Raw genomic sequence first — 13,829 nt, forward strand, 5'->3', positions numbered from 1 at the left:
TTTTTATCATTCATGCGTATCCAGGGTTGTTTTATACACACTTTCAACTATCTTCCTGCGCAAATTATAGAAATCAAAATTTTAGGGGTATCTTCTGTGTTAGTAAAACTTCGAAATTTGCTCTTAGTCCTCAGCCTTGGGGTATTGGCTTCTGGCTGCGCTACAGGACGGGGAGAAGTTGATGTTAAAGTAGCCGAAACCGCTAATCCTGCAGCTGGGATCGCCGTCAAAATTCTTGAAATTTCGGATAAACGACTTTTCGAAATATCCCCGAAGCAACCTTCAGTTCCGTCATTGAAAAACAAAGAAGATTACGAAAACCCAGAGGTTAAAGCCCGAGCGATTGCCAGAAAACGCAACAGCTATGGAATAGCCTTGGGTGACATTGTATTACCCGAAGGAAAGACTGTCTCTCAACTCGTACAGGCCGCATTAGAAAACGGGCTAAAAGAATCAGGATATCATATTGTTAACAGCGAACAGTCCGATTACGAAAACGTCCTTGTTTTAGAAGCTGATATCACAGAATATTGGGCATGGTTCAATCCAGGTTTCTGGTCTGTAACAGCTACTCATCGTGCGCGTGTTGAACTTATTGGTGACTGGCCCCTGATAAACGAAGAAAGAACCATAACAGGAGAAGGTCAGTCTTCAGGGATGGCGATCACGACCAAGCAATGGCAGGAAGCTTTGGAGGAAGGGACCGAGAATTTGAGTAAAGATCTCCAGAAAAAATTAAAACAACCTGGCAGCTAAGTTGATCTAATCGATCTCATTCTCGTAACCATCTTTCTTGAATATTGCAGAACAGCTGCGACCATAGAGAGACGTCTAATGGACAACAGGAAATTTTACACTGAAGCCAACCGCGAATCATGGGATGAAGCCGCCCCGAAACATCGCGCTGCCAACCAGGAACAGCTGCTGCAGGACGTGCAGCAGCGTGATTTCAATCCCCTGGCAGACTATCTTCAGGAAAGCCTTGCTCTGGTTGGGGTAAAAAACAAGAAGATCATCCAGCTCTGCTGTAACAATGGCAAAGATGTGCTGGCTGTACAAAAGATGGGTGCCCGGAGTTCGGTTGGTGTAGACGCGGCCCCTGCCTTCATCGAGCAGGGCAGAGAACTGGTCGAGGCTGCGGGACTTCAGGATGTCATGCAACTGATCGCCAGCGATGTCTATGACCTGCCGAAAGAGCTGGCCGGGCAGTTTGATATCGTGCTCACCACCGTCGGCGTCATGAGCTGGATGCCTGATATTAAAGATTTCTTCCGGGTTGTTCACAGCCTGCTTAAACCCGGAGGCCACTACGTCGTCGAGGAAATGCACCCGGTTCTTTTAATGTACGAACCTGACGAAAATGGAACTTCCAGACCGCTTTATTCCTACTTCCGAACAGAACCCTGGAAAGAAACTGACGGGCTGGATTATTTCAACCATGAAAATTACGACGCCAAACCCTGTTACAGTTTTCAACACAAGATGGATGATATTCTGATGGCGGGAATCAATAACGGCATGTCCTTGAAACACATCAAGGAAATCGATCGGGATATTTCAAATTTCTGTCAGGACCTGCAACACCAGAAAGCCGTACCACCGCTTGGTTTTACCATGGTGATGCAAAAGTCCTGAAAAGGATTCAGGCCGTCAAAAGCTTACTCGGCGGCACAAGGTTTTTTGGTTTTGCGCTTGCGCTCTGATTCAGATTTAAGCTGACCACAGGCAGCAAGAATATCTTCGCCTCGTGTCGTGCGGACAGGTGCGGAAACTCCCTGCTCAAACAGGTAATCTGAAAAACGGCGAATCTGGTTCTTTGAGGAGCATTCAAAAAACGACCCCGGCCAGGGATTGAAAGGGATCAGGTTGATCTTGGCCGGAATCCCCTTGAGGATCCTGATCAGGTTTTTGGCGTCTTCCAGCGAATCATTTACATCCTTGAGCATCACATATTCAAAGGTAATGCGCCGGGCATTGCTGACACCGGGATACTCACGGCAGGCTTGTAACAGCTCGGCCAGGGGATACTTGTTATTGATCGGCATGATTTTGCTGCGCACTTCATCCGTGACCGCATGCAAAGACACCGCCAGATTGACATTCAGTTCTGCGCCACAGCGCCGGATTTCCGGCACAACACCAGATGTGGAGAGAGTAATCCTGCGACGGGAAATGGAAAGACCTTCACCGTCCATTACAATCTTCAGAGCCTGCGCTACATTCTCGTAGTTATACAGAGGCTCGCCCATCCCCATCATCACGATGTTGGTGACACGGCGACCTTCTGCCGAACTCGGCCATTCCTCCATCGCGTCCCGGGCCATGATAATCTGGGATACGATCTCGTTCGGAGAAAGGTTGCGCACCAGAGGCTGAGTACCAGTATGACAGAACTTGCAGGTCAGGGTGCAACCGACCTGAGAAGATACGCAAAGCGTGCCCCGGTCTTCCTCGGGAATAAAGACGGTCTCGACTTCATTACCGTCAGCAAAACGCAGCAACCATTTACGCGTGCCATCAACCGAAATCAGATCTTCAACAATTTCTGGCCGCCCGACCACATAGGCTTCTTCCAGCTTGGCCCGAAAGGGTTTGCCAAGCGAGGTCATCACATCGAATGAACTGGCACCATGATTATAAATCCATTGCCACAGCTGTTTCGCCCGGAATTTTGGTTCGCCCAGCTCAAGAACTTCCGCTTCAAGCTGCTCTCGCGAAAGACCGACCAGAATTTTTCGTCCATCCGCAGCCAGTGCCAAAGGCGGGGCAAAGGCCTTTGCATGACCGCGTGTTGCGATATCCGGGGTTGCTGTGGTCATGACTCATCATCCTTCATGGCAGAATCTTGGTCTGCATTTGAGGTTTAGATAAAGCGACTCACGCAAGGATTCAAGTGGATTCGCCCTGCAATCCCTGCATGGCTGTCCGTTACCAGCCCTTTTCCTGCCGACTCTGCCCCTGGCTGGAACTGCCGAATATTGAGTTATTTTTTACCACAGGCCTGGTTAATGGATCGGTAAGCTGCTGAAAAACCACTGAGAGAATAGGTATCTTTTGTTTTGGTATCCCGGGAAGAAACCCCATGAACGATCAGTTCTGCACCCTTGATCATTGCATTGATAATTTTCTCATCATCGGCAATGTCATAAGCCCAAGCCCAGTCTTCCTCAGTAAAAAAGGTGAACCTGGATTTTCCGACATTCAGAACCGCATCACTTTTTGGCTTGAAGGTGTACCCAGTCTGAATGCTGACCTCATTCCAACGCTGATCTGCAACCCTGTGAGATACCATCAGGTAGATATCGCCGCGTTTAGAATAGCTTCCCTCTGCTTTTTTGGGGGCTGAAAGCATATAACAAACCTTCTGCCCATCCTCATTATAGCTGTATGACGTCCAGTCCCTGTGCTGGGCAATCACCTTGACTCCCTGGGCCTGTACGCCAGTAGAAAAAGCAATTGCGGTAAAAGCAACAGCCGCCATAAAAGTAGTACGGATAGCAGAATACATAGTCACAAATCTTCTCATCTTTTTCCCAATTACGCCCAAGCTACAATATTGTCAGGCCTTTGTCCGATTGTTCCGAGGCTAGGCTACAAAAAGGGAAATTCTGTGGCAGCCCCAAAAGATAACCATAAAGATTATCAGAACCATCTGCACCGAACTCAGCACCGGCCTCAGTAAGGGCCAACAAATCAGTTCTGGTCTTTACGGGTACGAAGCAACTGCCCTCCCTGGAAATGTTCCGGCAGGGGAACAATTTTTGCCCGGGGATTGACAGGTCTGGCAGGAAATTTCCCGGTCGAGATCAAACGATCATAGAGCACAATTGCACCAGCAACGCCAACATTGACGCAGAACTTCATAGGAATTTTCACAATAAAGTCACAGCGGGCCTGCATTTCAGGCGAGAGACTTCCTTTTTCCGGACCAAGAACATAGGCAGCCTGAAGCGGATGACAAAAACTGGGCAATTCAATTGATTCATCCGTCAACTCGACGCCGACCAGCTTCACCCCCTTGGGCAAAACCATTTCGTCAACAGTTGCATAGTTATACAGCGGCAGGGTTTTGGGCGCATCAGATGTATCGGACTGTTTGACTTTCCGGCTGTCATAGTTCGGCGCAACGGTAAAAAAGAAGCTAGCGCCAAAACTATGGGCGGAGCGAAGCAGATTTCCCAGATTCATGGGCTTGCTGCCGCCTTCGACACCCATGCCGAAAAATCCCTTCATTGTTCTATCTGCCATCGTCTTTACCAGGTCCTTCTTAACTCTGTTAATCTTTGTTGCTTTCCGCCTATAATGCGAGCGCCAAAGAATCAATACCAAAGAATCATCGGCTGAATCGGTTTTCCAACCAGAAAACAGGGTCAACTGTCTTAACAAAAAGAGTTTTCACGTGTCTGATCAAAATAAAAATAACAAAATTATCTCCAGTGGGGAACAGAGCAACCCTGTCATGGTCGAAGTGACACGGGGAAATATGGTCGAGAGTATTCATCGCGCGGCTTACGCTGTGGTCGATAGCGATGGCAAGGTCGTTCTCTCGGGGGGCGATTATGAGAAAGTCACCTATGGACGTTCCGCAATCAAATGCCTCCAGGCCCTGCCGCTGATCGAAACCGGGGCGGCTGATGCCTTTAATCTGACAGATGCAGAAATTTCGATTGCCTGCGCCAGTCATGATGGTCAACCCAGGCATGTCGACACCGTGGCTGCATGGCTGAAAAAAATTGGTTGCAGTGCCGATGATCTTGAATGTGGGTCTCATCTTCCTTATCACACACAGAGCATGATCGAGTTGCTCAGATCCGGTGGTTCTGAAACCGCCCTTCACAATAACTGTTCCGGAAAGCATGTCGGCTTCCTTACCGTTTGCAAGCAGATGGCTGTCAACAGCAAGGGCTATGTCAAGTACGAACACCCTCTGCAACAACGTATACTCGGCGCAATGGAAAGCATGTGTGGTCTGGATCTGGGCAATGCTCCCCAGGGGCATGACGGCTGCGGCATTCCGGTCATTGGGGTTCCCCTTGCCAACATCGCTCTGGCCATGGCACGTTTTGCTGACCCTTCGGATCAACCCGAAAGCAGACAGGAAGCCTGCGCGCGCATTACGAAAGCCATCGCGGCTGAACCTTTCATGATTGCCGGTTCAGACCGTTTCTGCACAAAAATCATCGAAGCAACCAAAGGCCGGGCCCTGATTAAGACAGGTGCAGAAGGCGTCTATACAGGCATCATCCCTGAACTTGGTCTGGGTATTGCCCTAAAGGCCGATGACGGTGTCACCCGTTCGGCAGAAACCCTTATCGGCATGATCCTGAAGAAATTACAGATTATTGACCCGGCTACAGCCGAAAATTTAAAGTCAGTTCTCGAGCCGCCTATTTTCAACCGCGCGGGCCTGCAGGTCGGCCAGATCAGAGCAGCACAAAACGCTCCTTTCTGACCGGGAACAGAGGCCAAGATGCGCGCATTACTTTGCCAAGAGTATGGAGGCCCTGAATGCCTCGTGCTTTCCGGAGATCAGGAGCTTCCCTTACCCGGGGATGAGGAGATCAGGATTGCGGTTCACGCAGCAGGGATGAATTTTTCAGACAATCTGATCATTCAAAACCGCTATCAGGAAAAACCGCCCCTGCCCTTTAGCCCGGGGTTCGAAGCAGCCGGTGTTGTTGATGCCGTCGGCAAGAATGTTTCAGACTTCAAGCCGGGAGACAGGGTACTGTCACAGACCAGTCACGGCGCCTTCGCCGAGTTTGTCCTCGCCGATCGAAAACATGTTTTCCCGTTGCCGGACAGCATGGATTTCGAGACGGCAGCAGCCTTCCCCATTGCCTATGGCTCGGCTTATGGGGCCCTGCGTTTGATGGGAGCTCTTCAAACTGGCGAAAACCTGGTCGTGCACGGCGCAACCGGGGGCGTTGGTCTGGCAGCGATAGAAGTCGGAAAAGCGATCGGTGCAAAAGTAATTGCAACGGCCAGCGGTGAAGAAAAACTCGCCCTGGCTCTTGCTACCGGGGCTGATGCGGTAATTGATTATAAACACGAAGACATCAAGGAGAGAATCCGGCAACTGACGGACGGGAAAGGTGCCGATGTCATTTTCGATCCGGTTGGCGGCGACACCTTTGATGCCAGCTTGCGATCAATCGCCTGGAACGGACGGATCATCATCATTGGCTTTGCCGGGGGTCGGGTTCAACAGATCCCTGCCAATCACCTTCTGGTCAAGAATGTTTCCTGCCTTGGATTTTATTGGGGATCTTTTCTCCAGCATGCCCCTGATCAGGTCGCCACGGCCTTTTCCAAGCTCTTTGACTGGCACAAAGAAGGTAAGTTAACACCACATATTTCTGCGCGCTTTCCCCTGGAACAGGCAATCGAAGGTTTTCAGATGCTCCAGGAACGACGCGTCACAGGAAAGATTGTCCTCACGATACAAACCGAGATACAGGGAAAGCCAAAGCCTTGAGCAAGAGTTCGTTCCAGCCTGCCGTACAGGATCAATACGAAGCCTATCCCTACCCTGCACGCAATCCGGCGGATGAAAAAAACCGCCTGATCACAGGTTCTCCTAGTAATCTGGCTGAGCTTAACCACTACCTTTTCCTCGGGCAGCGGGATTTTTCACTTCCCTTTCGGGCTTTGGTCGCGGGTGGTGGTACAGGGGATGCAGCCATTATGCTGGCCCAGCAGCTGGCTGACGCCAGTCCGGATGGCAAGGGCTTCAAAAATCAGGTGACCTATCTGGATCTGTCTTCCGCCTCACGCAGAGTTGCCGAGGATCGGGCAAAAGTCCGTGGACTACAGAACATTCAGTTTCTGAACGGCTCCCTACTCGATTTACCTCATATGGAGCTTGATCCTTTTGACTATATAGACTGCTGCGGTGTCCTCCACCACCTGGACAAACCTGAAGCTGGCCTGAAGTCCCTGTGCTCTGTCCTGAAGCAGGATGGAGGCATGGGCCTAATGGTTTACGGCCAATATGGCCGGGACGGGGTTTACCCTCTTCAAAGCCTGCTGCGGGAACTGACTCAAACGACAGAAAAACTTTCTGACAAAGTAAAGCTGACCAGACGTCTTCTGGAAAAACTCCCCGCCAGCAACAACTTCCGCCGCAATCCTTTTCTTATCGACCACAAGGCAAGTGATGCCGAGTTGGTGGATCTGCTGCTTCACAGCTGTGATCGGGCTTATACCGTGCCACAGCTGGTTGAACTGGTTGCTTCAAGTGATCTCAATCTTGTCGGTTTGATCGAGCCCATTCGCTACCAGCTGGAAACCTACCTCAAGGATCCGGTTCTACTCCGCGCTGCAGAAAATCTTGATGGCATGACCCGGGCCGCCATGGCTGAAAAGATCGCAAGCAATATCAAGATGCACGTTTTCTATGTAACCCGGCAGGAAGACACTGTCGCAAAGCTGGAAGAAACACAAACCTCAGCAGAATCTGTCATTCCGGTACTGAGAGAGATGAACGCGGTGCAGCTCGCCGCTAGCCTGAAAAAATCCCCTCAGCTCAAAACAAGTCTTGAGGGTGTTCCAATTACCCTGCAACTCCCGCGGCTTGCCGCCGCCATTGCCCAGCGTTGTGATGGTCATAAAAATCTGAAAGCGATTTTCGAAGAGCTCAAAATTCTCGATGAGCGGCTCGAGTGGAACGTTTTTGTGACCCAGTTCAAGCTGTTTTATCAGGCTTTCAATAGCCTTAATCATCTCTTCTTGAAACACACGACCCGGTAGTCAATCCTGGCGGAAGTCCAAAAGAAAAAGGCGACCCAAAGGTCGCCTTTTTCTTTATTCCAGGCTTCCCCGTCGCGCTTAGCGCTCAGGCATGATGTCCCGCAGTATGCGTGCATCAAGGCTTGACAGTATTCTTGTAACAGCGCGCTGCCGACGTCTGGTTTTAAACCCAGCAATAAGTTCAGCTGCTGTGTTGGCGACAAGATAAAGAGCCTTTTCCATGTAGAAAGGAGAAGACCGGTCAACAAACAGAGACACATGTGCCATAGTCGTTTTTCCTCTTACAGGCTCGGTCCAGTAGATCCCGTCAGCCAAGTTGTTGTGTACGATCTCCAGATACGTGCAGTGGTTCCGAACCACAAATGCCAGATTTTCATCTCCGTCATGCAATTCCGACATAGCAAAGCCTAAAATCCGGCCTTCGGGATCATTTTCTGTCGCAAACAAAAAAGTTCATGTCTGGTTCAGATTTTAAGGCAGAAAAATGGCAGGCTGCACAAGGGTTACAGCTTTTTTCCCCGAAGTCGCAGCACCTGAACTTGATGGCGTATTTACTACATTTCGCCCCTGGTTGGTTTTAATCACCGCCCTCTTGATTGAGTGAATCTGTAATCGAGTCGCGAGATGCAGAAGAAGCTTAAGGCATGACAAGTCCAACGACCTGATCTACTCTTGGATGTATTCTGTTCCCGCCACATGGTTGCCTTCACCAATGCTCAGCACAAGATTACTGTCTGCACCTCTTCGTGGGGCACTCTTTGTCGTTATTGCCTCATTCGGCTTTTCGATAATGAACCTGCTTGTGCGTATGGCGAGCGAAGAATTACCTGTAATGGAAGTTACTTTCTTCCGGAATTTTTTTGCCTTTATTTTTATGCTGCCATGGCTCTTGCGGGTTGGTATTGGCGAGCTCAAAACCAAGCGGATCAAGCTGCATTTCATCCGCTCCCTCAACGGCATCGCCGCCATGGCTGTCTGGTTTTTATCCATCAGTCTCCTGCCGATGGCCCAGGCAGTCGCATTGAATTTCACCGTCCCGCTATTTGCGACATTGGGCGCCGTGATCTTTTTGAAAGAAGTCGTCAAATTGCGTCGCTGGATTGCAACCGCGTTTGGTTTTGTCGGCGTATTGGTTATTCTCCGCCCCGGTACCCAGGACGTCAGTATCCTGATGTTGCTACCCGTTCTGGCTGCTGCGCTGATGGCCATATCCGTCTTGTTGATCAAAACGCTGACCCAAACGGAAAAGCCCAGCGTCACCGTTTTTTACACCACAATCTTTATGACACTCTTTTCTCTGGTCCCGGCAATTTTTGTCTGGGAATGGCCCAGCCAGAAAATCTGGTTCGCCGTGGCAGGTGTCGGGCTTTTAGGGGCAATAGCTAACCTGCTGGTTACCAAGGCCCTCGCGATTACGGATGCCTCTTCGGTGATGCCCTTTGACTATACCCGCCTGCCCTTTATGGCTTTGATCGCTTTTTTTGCTGTCGGAGAAGTTCCAGATATCTGGACCTGGGTGGGGGGCGGTATCATTGCCGCTTCTGCAATCTACATTGCCCACCGCGAAGCCCGTATCCGCCGGAGAGCACAGGCAGAGCTCTCAACCCGAGACACACTTCGTCCTGCCAGCCACGCTCCAAGAGGCACAGTCTGAAGTCACTAGCTTAAATCGGGAGTTACCGCTCTTTTCCGAAGCCGGTCCAGAGCATCCTGCCATTTTTGCACGACAGCAGCGGGTGTGCTGTTGGAAAAAGCCAGATACATATCATACTGACCAATCAATACCGCTTCCGACGCGGCCTCTACTGCCAGGCCTTCTTTTTCAATTGCATAGGCCATGAATACGTCGCTGGTTTCCAACAGGTCGTAACGCCCCTTCAGCAGAAGAAACAACGATTTTTCAACATTGAGAACCGGATTCAGGTTTTTAAAACCGAGAGACGTCAACAGTTCTTCCCCGGCCCCGCCCAACTGTACAGCTATATTGGCGGTTTTCTTTGCCTGGGCAAGATTGGCATCATTATCATGGGAATAGAGCTGCCGATTTTCACCCGCAGCATAAAGTCCGACCCGCACCGTATAAAGCGGGCCAACCCACTGAAATTCTGATTCTCTGTTTGGTGTTCTTACAATAGAGAAAATTGCGCTATTGCTACGTTCCTGAGCATATTTATAAGCACGTACCCAGGGAAGAACGGTGATATTGGGACTCTCCCCAATCTCAGCCATCAAATCCCGGACGATTTTTGGTCCGATACCTTTCAGTTCGCCATCTTCAACATAGTTATAGGGAGGAAAGTCTTCGGTATAGAACTCCATCGCCGAAGCACTGAAAGCCGAACTGACAAGCCAGACCATAAAAACAATGCTGATTGTAAGGCTTTGAAAAGTACCCTTGATCATTAGCCGCTCTCCAGATTTCTCTGTATACCAAAGATACTATAGCGCTTCCTTGGATAATTCGGTGAGAAATCCAGAAAAAACAGCATAAATCCGGGCATTATCTTTCAAAATTCAGTTATCGGAAGAGGGATCACTTTCCTTTTCTAGCAAGGCCTGTGCTTTTTGGAAATGTTCAACCCGAACATGTTCGCGCACCGTAGAGATCGCAGCAATCAATACCGATAGATCATCCGTAAAACCGAACCCAAGAAGAAAGTCAGGCACCAGGTCCGCCGGGACAACAAAATACGCCAGGGCGGCCATCAGAATTGCTTTGACCCGCAGGGGTGTTTTTGGATCGAACGCACAGTAATAAGCGGCAACAAGGTCTTCGGCAAAAGCGATCTTGCCGATTACCCGCCGCAGCTTTTTTAAAAAGCCTTGTTTGACCAGCTTTTCATCTGAAGAAAGCAGTTTCTGATCAGCCCGGACCGGGTCAGGTTTTCTGAATTGAAAAAGGCGCATGTTCCAGATATGTGTCCCCTGCCCAAAGTTACAAGTCATCGCAGCAGATGATACGCATCAAGCCTAACCAGCAAAGATATTCATCTTCCGGGCCAGCTCGACATCAAGCAGAGACAAACCGTCACAATCATGTGTCGTCAGAACAATATCCACCTTGTTATAAACATTGAACCATTCTGGATGATGTCCCATTTTTTCAGCAACAAGCGCAACCCGGTTCATAAACCCCCAAGCCTGATTAAAAGATTTGAACACAAACTCTTTGCGAAGGGCATCACGTCCGCTCACCAATTGCCATCCCTCAAGGGATGGAAGCAGTTCCTGACGTTGCTGGGCGTCTAGTTTCACTGGCAACTCTCTTTTAGGCATAATCACATTTACTCCACAGAAACAGTACAAGACCGATTTGTTCTTTTACAAACAATAGCATAGAATATCTATCAGATGGATATGTGATTCTTGCAAGGCTGGATCGGGTGTTTGGGATTGACACAGCTTTCGAATCTAGGCCTATTGCGACCCTCTGCAGTACGGAATGAGATAATGGGCCAAGTTCACAATATAGGGCGATTTACCACTCCCCCAGAGATCAGCGACATCGAAGCTCTGGCACGGGAGGCCTACGCGCATATTCCCGATGAGCTTCGCGATGTTGCACGCCAGATCACCATTGAGGTCCACGAATTTCCATCAGAATACATGATGGAGGCAATGGATTGTGAAACGCCATTTGAAATGCTCGGCCTCTACCAAGGTATTGACCGCGAAACCGGCAGCGGCTTTCGGACAGACATGTCCGCCGAAGACGATGTTGTCTTTCTCTTCCGCCGCCCCCTCCTGGATTACTGGTGCGAAAACGGCGAAGATCTTGGCCAAATTGTCATGCACGTCCTGATTCACGAAATCGGCCATCACTTTGGCATCAGCGAAGACGACATGGACAGAATGGAAAGCCGGACCGTCAGTCTATCCTGATTCTCCGCTCATTTCGTTTATTGACGAACCAATGACCGCACCTGATCCTGAAGATAAGGCACAAGCTCTTCTTCAAACCATGGATTTTTTTTCAACCAGATCGCCGAACGCCAGCTTGGGTGTGGTGTAACCAGATAATCCGGCAGATACTCTCGCCAGGACAGTACCGTTTTCGTCAGGGCTTTCTGTCGGCGTGCCCCCAGATAATATCCTTGGGCATATTGCCCCACCAACAAAGTCAGGCGAATTTCCGGCAAAAATGATTTTACCTTTTCGTGCCAAAGGGGCGCACATTCCGGTCGTGGCGGGGCATCCCCGCCTTTCTCGAGACGGCCAGGATAACATAACCCCATCGGCATAATTGCGATAAGATTTTCGTCATAGAATGTTTCTGCCTCAAGTCCCATCCATTCTCTCAGGCGTTCCCCCGAAGGATCATTCCAGGGGATACCTGTTTCGTGAACCTTTGTTCCGGGTGCTTGACCAATAATCAGAATCCGGGCTGACGAGCGGGCACGGATAACCGGTCGTGGCCCCAAAGGTAACGCTTTCTCACAAAGCCTGCAGTTACGGATTTCTTCAAGAAGTCCTTCCACAGTGGACATGATTTCCTCTTCCAGGTGAACATCAAATCACAGATATACTGAAGCGGAAAACCGGCACGAACAAGTCAAGCGTCTGTGAGTGAGATCCTGTAACCAACCGTGCAATCATCAGCCAAGCTGTTGCATAAACTCCAGTCGGTTTCCAACCGCATCCTCTGAGTAAAAACGCTTATACCCCGGTAAATTCCTGTCCCATTTCACCGGGTAGCCGGCAAGCTCAAGGCGTTTTGCCAGGACTGTAACCGGAGAAATCAGGAAAGCCGGATGTGCTTTTTGGGCAGGAATAAACGCTTTATCCACCCCAAGATGCAACGGAATGCCTGCTGCCTGAAACCACAGGCCTCCATTTTGGGCCAGAGCCGTCGGTTTTTTCAGCTCTTCCCAACCCAGTATTACTCCATAAAACTGACGACAGATATCTTCACTTCCGGGTGGAATAGCCAGCTGGATGTGATCAAGTCCCTGCCAAACAAACTTCCCGGATTCATCACCAGATTTATCAGGGGTCATATGCCGGTTCTCTCCAGAAGATTGAGCCAGTTTTCAGAGGCAATTTTACGGATCACTGCCTCCCCAAAACCAGCCACACGGAATTGCTCCAGCAACTTCGGGAGCCCTGCCACATCGCCCAGGTCATCCGGAAGCAGACAGCCATCAAAGTCTGATCCGAGAGCGACACCATCCTCGCCCAGTTTTTCAAGCAAATAAGCTGTATGACGGACAATCTGATCCAGTGGTGTCGCAGCATTGTGGTGACCATCATCACGCAGGAAAGCCACATGAAAGTTAACCCCGATCAGACCATTACTTTCCCGGATTGCATCAAGCTGCCGGTCTGTCAGGTTTCTTGCAGAAGGGCAAAGCCTGTGGGCATTGGAGTGGGAAGCTACCAAAGGACGGTCCGAAATTTTGGCGACATCCCAGAAACCCTTTTCGGTGATATGAGACAGATCGATCATTATCCCCAGATCATTACAGTTTCGAACCAAGGCCCGTCCCACATCCGTCAGGCCACCACCTGTATCCGGTGAGCTTGGAAAGGCCATTGGCACGCCATCGGCAAAAATATTCTTTCGGCTCCACACCGGACCAATAGAACGCAACCCGGCTGCATAGAGGACTTCCAGTGCATCAAACTCTGCATCAATTGCCTCAGCGCCTTCAATGTGCATCACCATGGCAAGTTGCCCTGCCGCCAGAGCTTCCCGTACTTTTCCTGATGAACGGGCAATCACAAGTTCCCCCTTGCTCTCCCGTTCCAGACGGCTGGCCAGAGCAAACATCCTGTTGGTGAAATTGAGGGCAAAAGCCTGATCAACAGGTTTAAAATTCTCAGGGTCACTCGGGTCGAAAGAAATCCCTGCAGTGTTGAATTTCGAAGGCGTAAACATGGCAAAAAGCCCGCCAGAAAACCCTCCCTTCCTCGACCTTGGCAGGTCTATATGCCCCTTGTCAGTTTCATTAAAAAAGGAACATTCTTTCTCTGTTCCTGTATTCAGTAAAAACCGCAACAACATATCATTGTGCCCGTCAAAGACGGGGATAGCTGCCTGAGACATCTGGAATCCTGTTATTCGTTATTCATCAATA

17 protein-coding genes are annotated in these 13,829 nt (G+C 49.9%); 7 read left to right on the forward strand and 10 right to left on the reverse strand.

Translation table 11 applies throughout. The features are described from left to right. Positions 1-12: 12 nt before the first annotated feature. Together O4H49_RS09505 and O4H49_RS09510 are read left to right on the forward strand one after the other, a co-directional pair. Positions 13-756 (forward strand): hypothetical protein, encoded by a 744-nt coding sequence (locus O4H49_RS09505; protein ID WP_269423201.1) that lies wholly within the window; start codon positions 13-15, stop codon positions 754-756. Between the two features lie 78 nt (positions 757-834). After that, the gene (locus O4H49_RS09510; protein ID WP_269423202.1) at positions 835-1,635 is read left to right on the forward strand and encodes a class I SAM-dependent methyltransferase; all 801 of its coding nucleotides are present in this window, start codon (positions 835-837) and stop codon (positions 1,633-1,635) included. Positions 1,636-1,658: 23 nt separating this feature from the next. Here O4H49_RS09510 and rlmN read toward each other — a convergent pair whose 3' ends face one another. The 3 genes from rlmN to O4H49_RS09525 form a co-directional block, all read right to left on the reverse strand. Beyond that, positions 1,659-2,819, reverse strand: coding sequence for a 23S rRNA (adenine(2503)-C(2))-methyltransferase RlmN (gene rlmN / locus O4H49_RS09515; RefSeq protein WP_269423203.1), 1,161 nt, complete (start codon positions 2,817-2,819; stop codon positions 1,659-1,661). 164 nt (positions 2,820-2,983) lie between these two features. Continuing rightward, positions 2,984-3,508 carry an invasion associated locus B family protein gene (locus O4H49_RS09520; protein WP_269423719.1) on the reverse strand — a complete coding sequence of 175 codons (525 nt, stop codon included), beginning with the start codon at positions 3,506-3,508 and terminating at the stop codon, positions 2,984-2,986. A 185-nt stretch (positions 3,509-3,693) separates the two neighbouring features. Next, on the reverse strand, positions 3,694-4,248 hold the full coding sequence (locus O4H49_RS09525; protein WP_331283752.1) for an RNA methyltransferase: 555 nt from the start codon (positions 4,246-4,248) through the stop codon (positions 3,694-3,696). Positions 4,249-4,399: 151 nt separating this feature from the next. Between O4H49_RS09525 and O4H49_RS09530 the strand changes: the two genes are divergently transcribed. The 3 genes from O4H49_RS09530 to O4H49_RS09540 are packed head-to-tail and all read left to right on the forward strand — an operon-like array spanning position 4,400 to position 7,752. Beyond that, the gene (locus O4H49_RS09530) at positions 4,400-5,452 is read left to right on the forward strand and encodes an asparaginase (protein ID WP_269423204.1); all 1,053 of its coding nucleotides are present in this window, start codon (positions 4,400-4,402) and stop codon (positions 5,450-5,452) included. Between the two features lie 18 nt (positions 5,453-5,470). Beyond that, entirely contained in the window at positions 5,471-6,478 is a 1,008-nt protein-coding gene (locus tag O4H49_RS09535) for an NADPH:quinone oxidoreductase family protein (protein WP_269423205.1), read from the forward strand. Beyond that, on the forward strand, positions 6,475-7,752 hold the full coding sequence (locus O4H49_RS09540) for a class I SAM-dependent methyltransferase (protein WP_269423206.1): 1,278 nt from the start codon (positions 6,475-6,477) through the stop codon (positions 7,750-7,752). The genes O4H49_RS09535 and O4H49_RS09540 overlap by 4 nt, the downstream gene beginning before the upstream one ends. A gap of 78 nt (positions 7,753-7,830) precedes the next feature. On the opposite strand, the gene O4H49_RS09545 is transcribed toward O4H49_RS09540, so the two are convergent. Further along, entirely contained in the window at positions 7,831-8,199 is a 369-nt protein-coding gene (locus tag O4H49_RS09545) for a hypothetical protein (protein ID WP_269423207.1), read from the reverse strand. Between the two features lie 265 nt (positions 8,200-8,464). On the opposite strand from O4H49_RS09545, the gene O4H49_RS09550 reads away from it, so the two are divergent. Further along, positions 8,465-9,406, forward strand: coding sequence for a DMT family transporter (locus tag O4H49_RS09550; RefSeq protein WP_269423208.1), 942 nt, complete (start codon positions 8,465-8,467; stop codon positions 9,404-9,406). Positions 9,407-9,411: 5 nt separating this feature from the next. On the opposite strand, the gene O4H49_RS09555 is transcribed toward O4H49_RS09550, so the two are convergent. The 3 genes from O4H49_RS09555 to O4H49_RS09565 all read right to left on the reverse strand — a co-directional run bounded on the left by O4H49_RS09555 (position 9,412) and on the right by O4H49_RS09565 (position 11,007). Next, positions 9,412-10,155, reverse strand: a complete 744-nt coding sequence (locus tag O4H49_RS09555) for a substrate-binding periplasmic protein (RefSeq protein ID WP_269423209.1) — start codon at positions 10,153-10,155, stop codon at positions 9,412-9,414. 111 nt (positions 10,156-10,266) lie between these two features. Next, positions 10,267-10,659: a YkvA family protein gene (locus tag O4H49_RS09560; protein WP_269423210.1), complete on the reverse strand. Its 393-nt coding sequence runs from the start codon at positions 10,657-10,659 to the stop codon at positions 10,267-10,269. Between the two features lie 63 nt (positions 10,660-10,722). Further along, the gene (locus tag O4H49_RS09565) at positions 10,723-11,007 is read right to left on the reverse strand and encodes a 4a-hydroxytetrahydrobiopterin dehydratase (protein ID WP_331283753.1); all 285 of its coding nucleotides are present in this window, start codon (positions 11,005-11,007) and stop codon (positions 10,723-10,725) included. A 195-nt stretch (positions 11,008-11,202) separates the two neighbouring features. On the opposite strand from O4H49_RS09565, the gene O4H49_RS09570 reads away from it, so the two are divergent. Next, the gene (locus O4H49_RS09570; RefSeq protein ID WP_269423211.1) at positions 11,203-11,634 is read left to right on the forward strand and encodes a metallopeptidase family protein; all 432 of its coding nucleotides are present in this window, start codon (positions 11,203-11,205) and stop codon (positions 11,632-11,634) included. Positions 11,635-11,651: 17 nt separating this feature from the next. Here O4H49_RS09570 and O4H49_RS09575 read toward each other — a convergent pair whose 3' ends face one another. The 3 genes from O4H49_RS09575 to O4H49_RS09585 all read right to left on the reverse strand — a co-directional run bounded on the left by O4H49_RS09575 (position 11,652) and on the right by O4H49_RS09585 (position 13,798). Then, positions 11,652-12,239, reverse strand: a complete 588-nt coding sequence (locus O4H49_RS09575; RefSeq protein ID WP_269423212.1) for a uracil-DNA glycosylase family protein — start codon at positions 12,237-12,239, stop codon at positions 11,652-11,654. 108 nt (positions 12,240-12,347) lie between these two features. After that, positions 12,348-12,749, reverse strand: coding sequence for a glyoxalase (locus tag O4H49_RS09580; RefSeq protein WP_269423213.1), 402 nt, complete (start codon positions 12,747-12,749; stop codon positions 12,348-12,350). Then, a complete protein-coding gene (locus tag O4H49_RS09585) occupies positions 12,746-13,798 on the reverse strand; it encodes a dipeptidase (RefSeq protein ID WP_269423214.1) in 1,053 nt (350 codons plus the stop codon). The genes O4H49_RS09580 and O4H49_RS09585 overlap by 4 nt, the downstream gene beginning before the upstream one ends. Positions 13,799-13,829 lie beyond the last annotated feature (31 nt).

The organism is Kiloniella laminariae (genome assembly GCF_027214005.1).
Classification (GTDB): Bacteria; Pseudomonadota; Alphaproteobacteria; order Kiloniellales; family Kiloniellaceae; genus Kiloniella; species Kiloniella laminariae_A.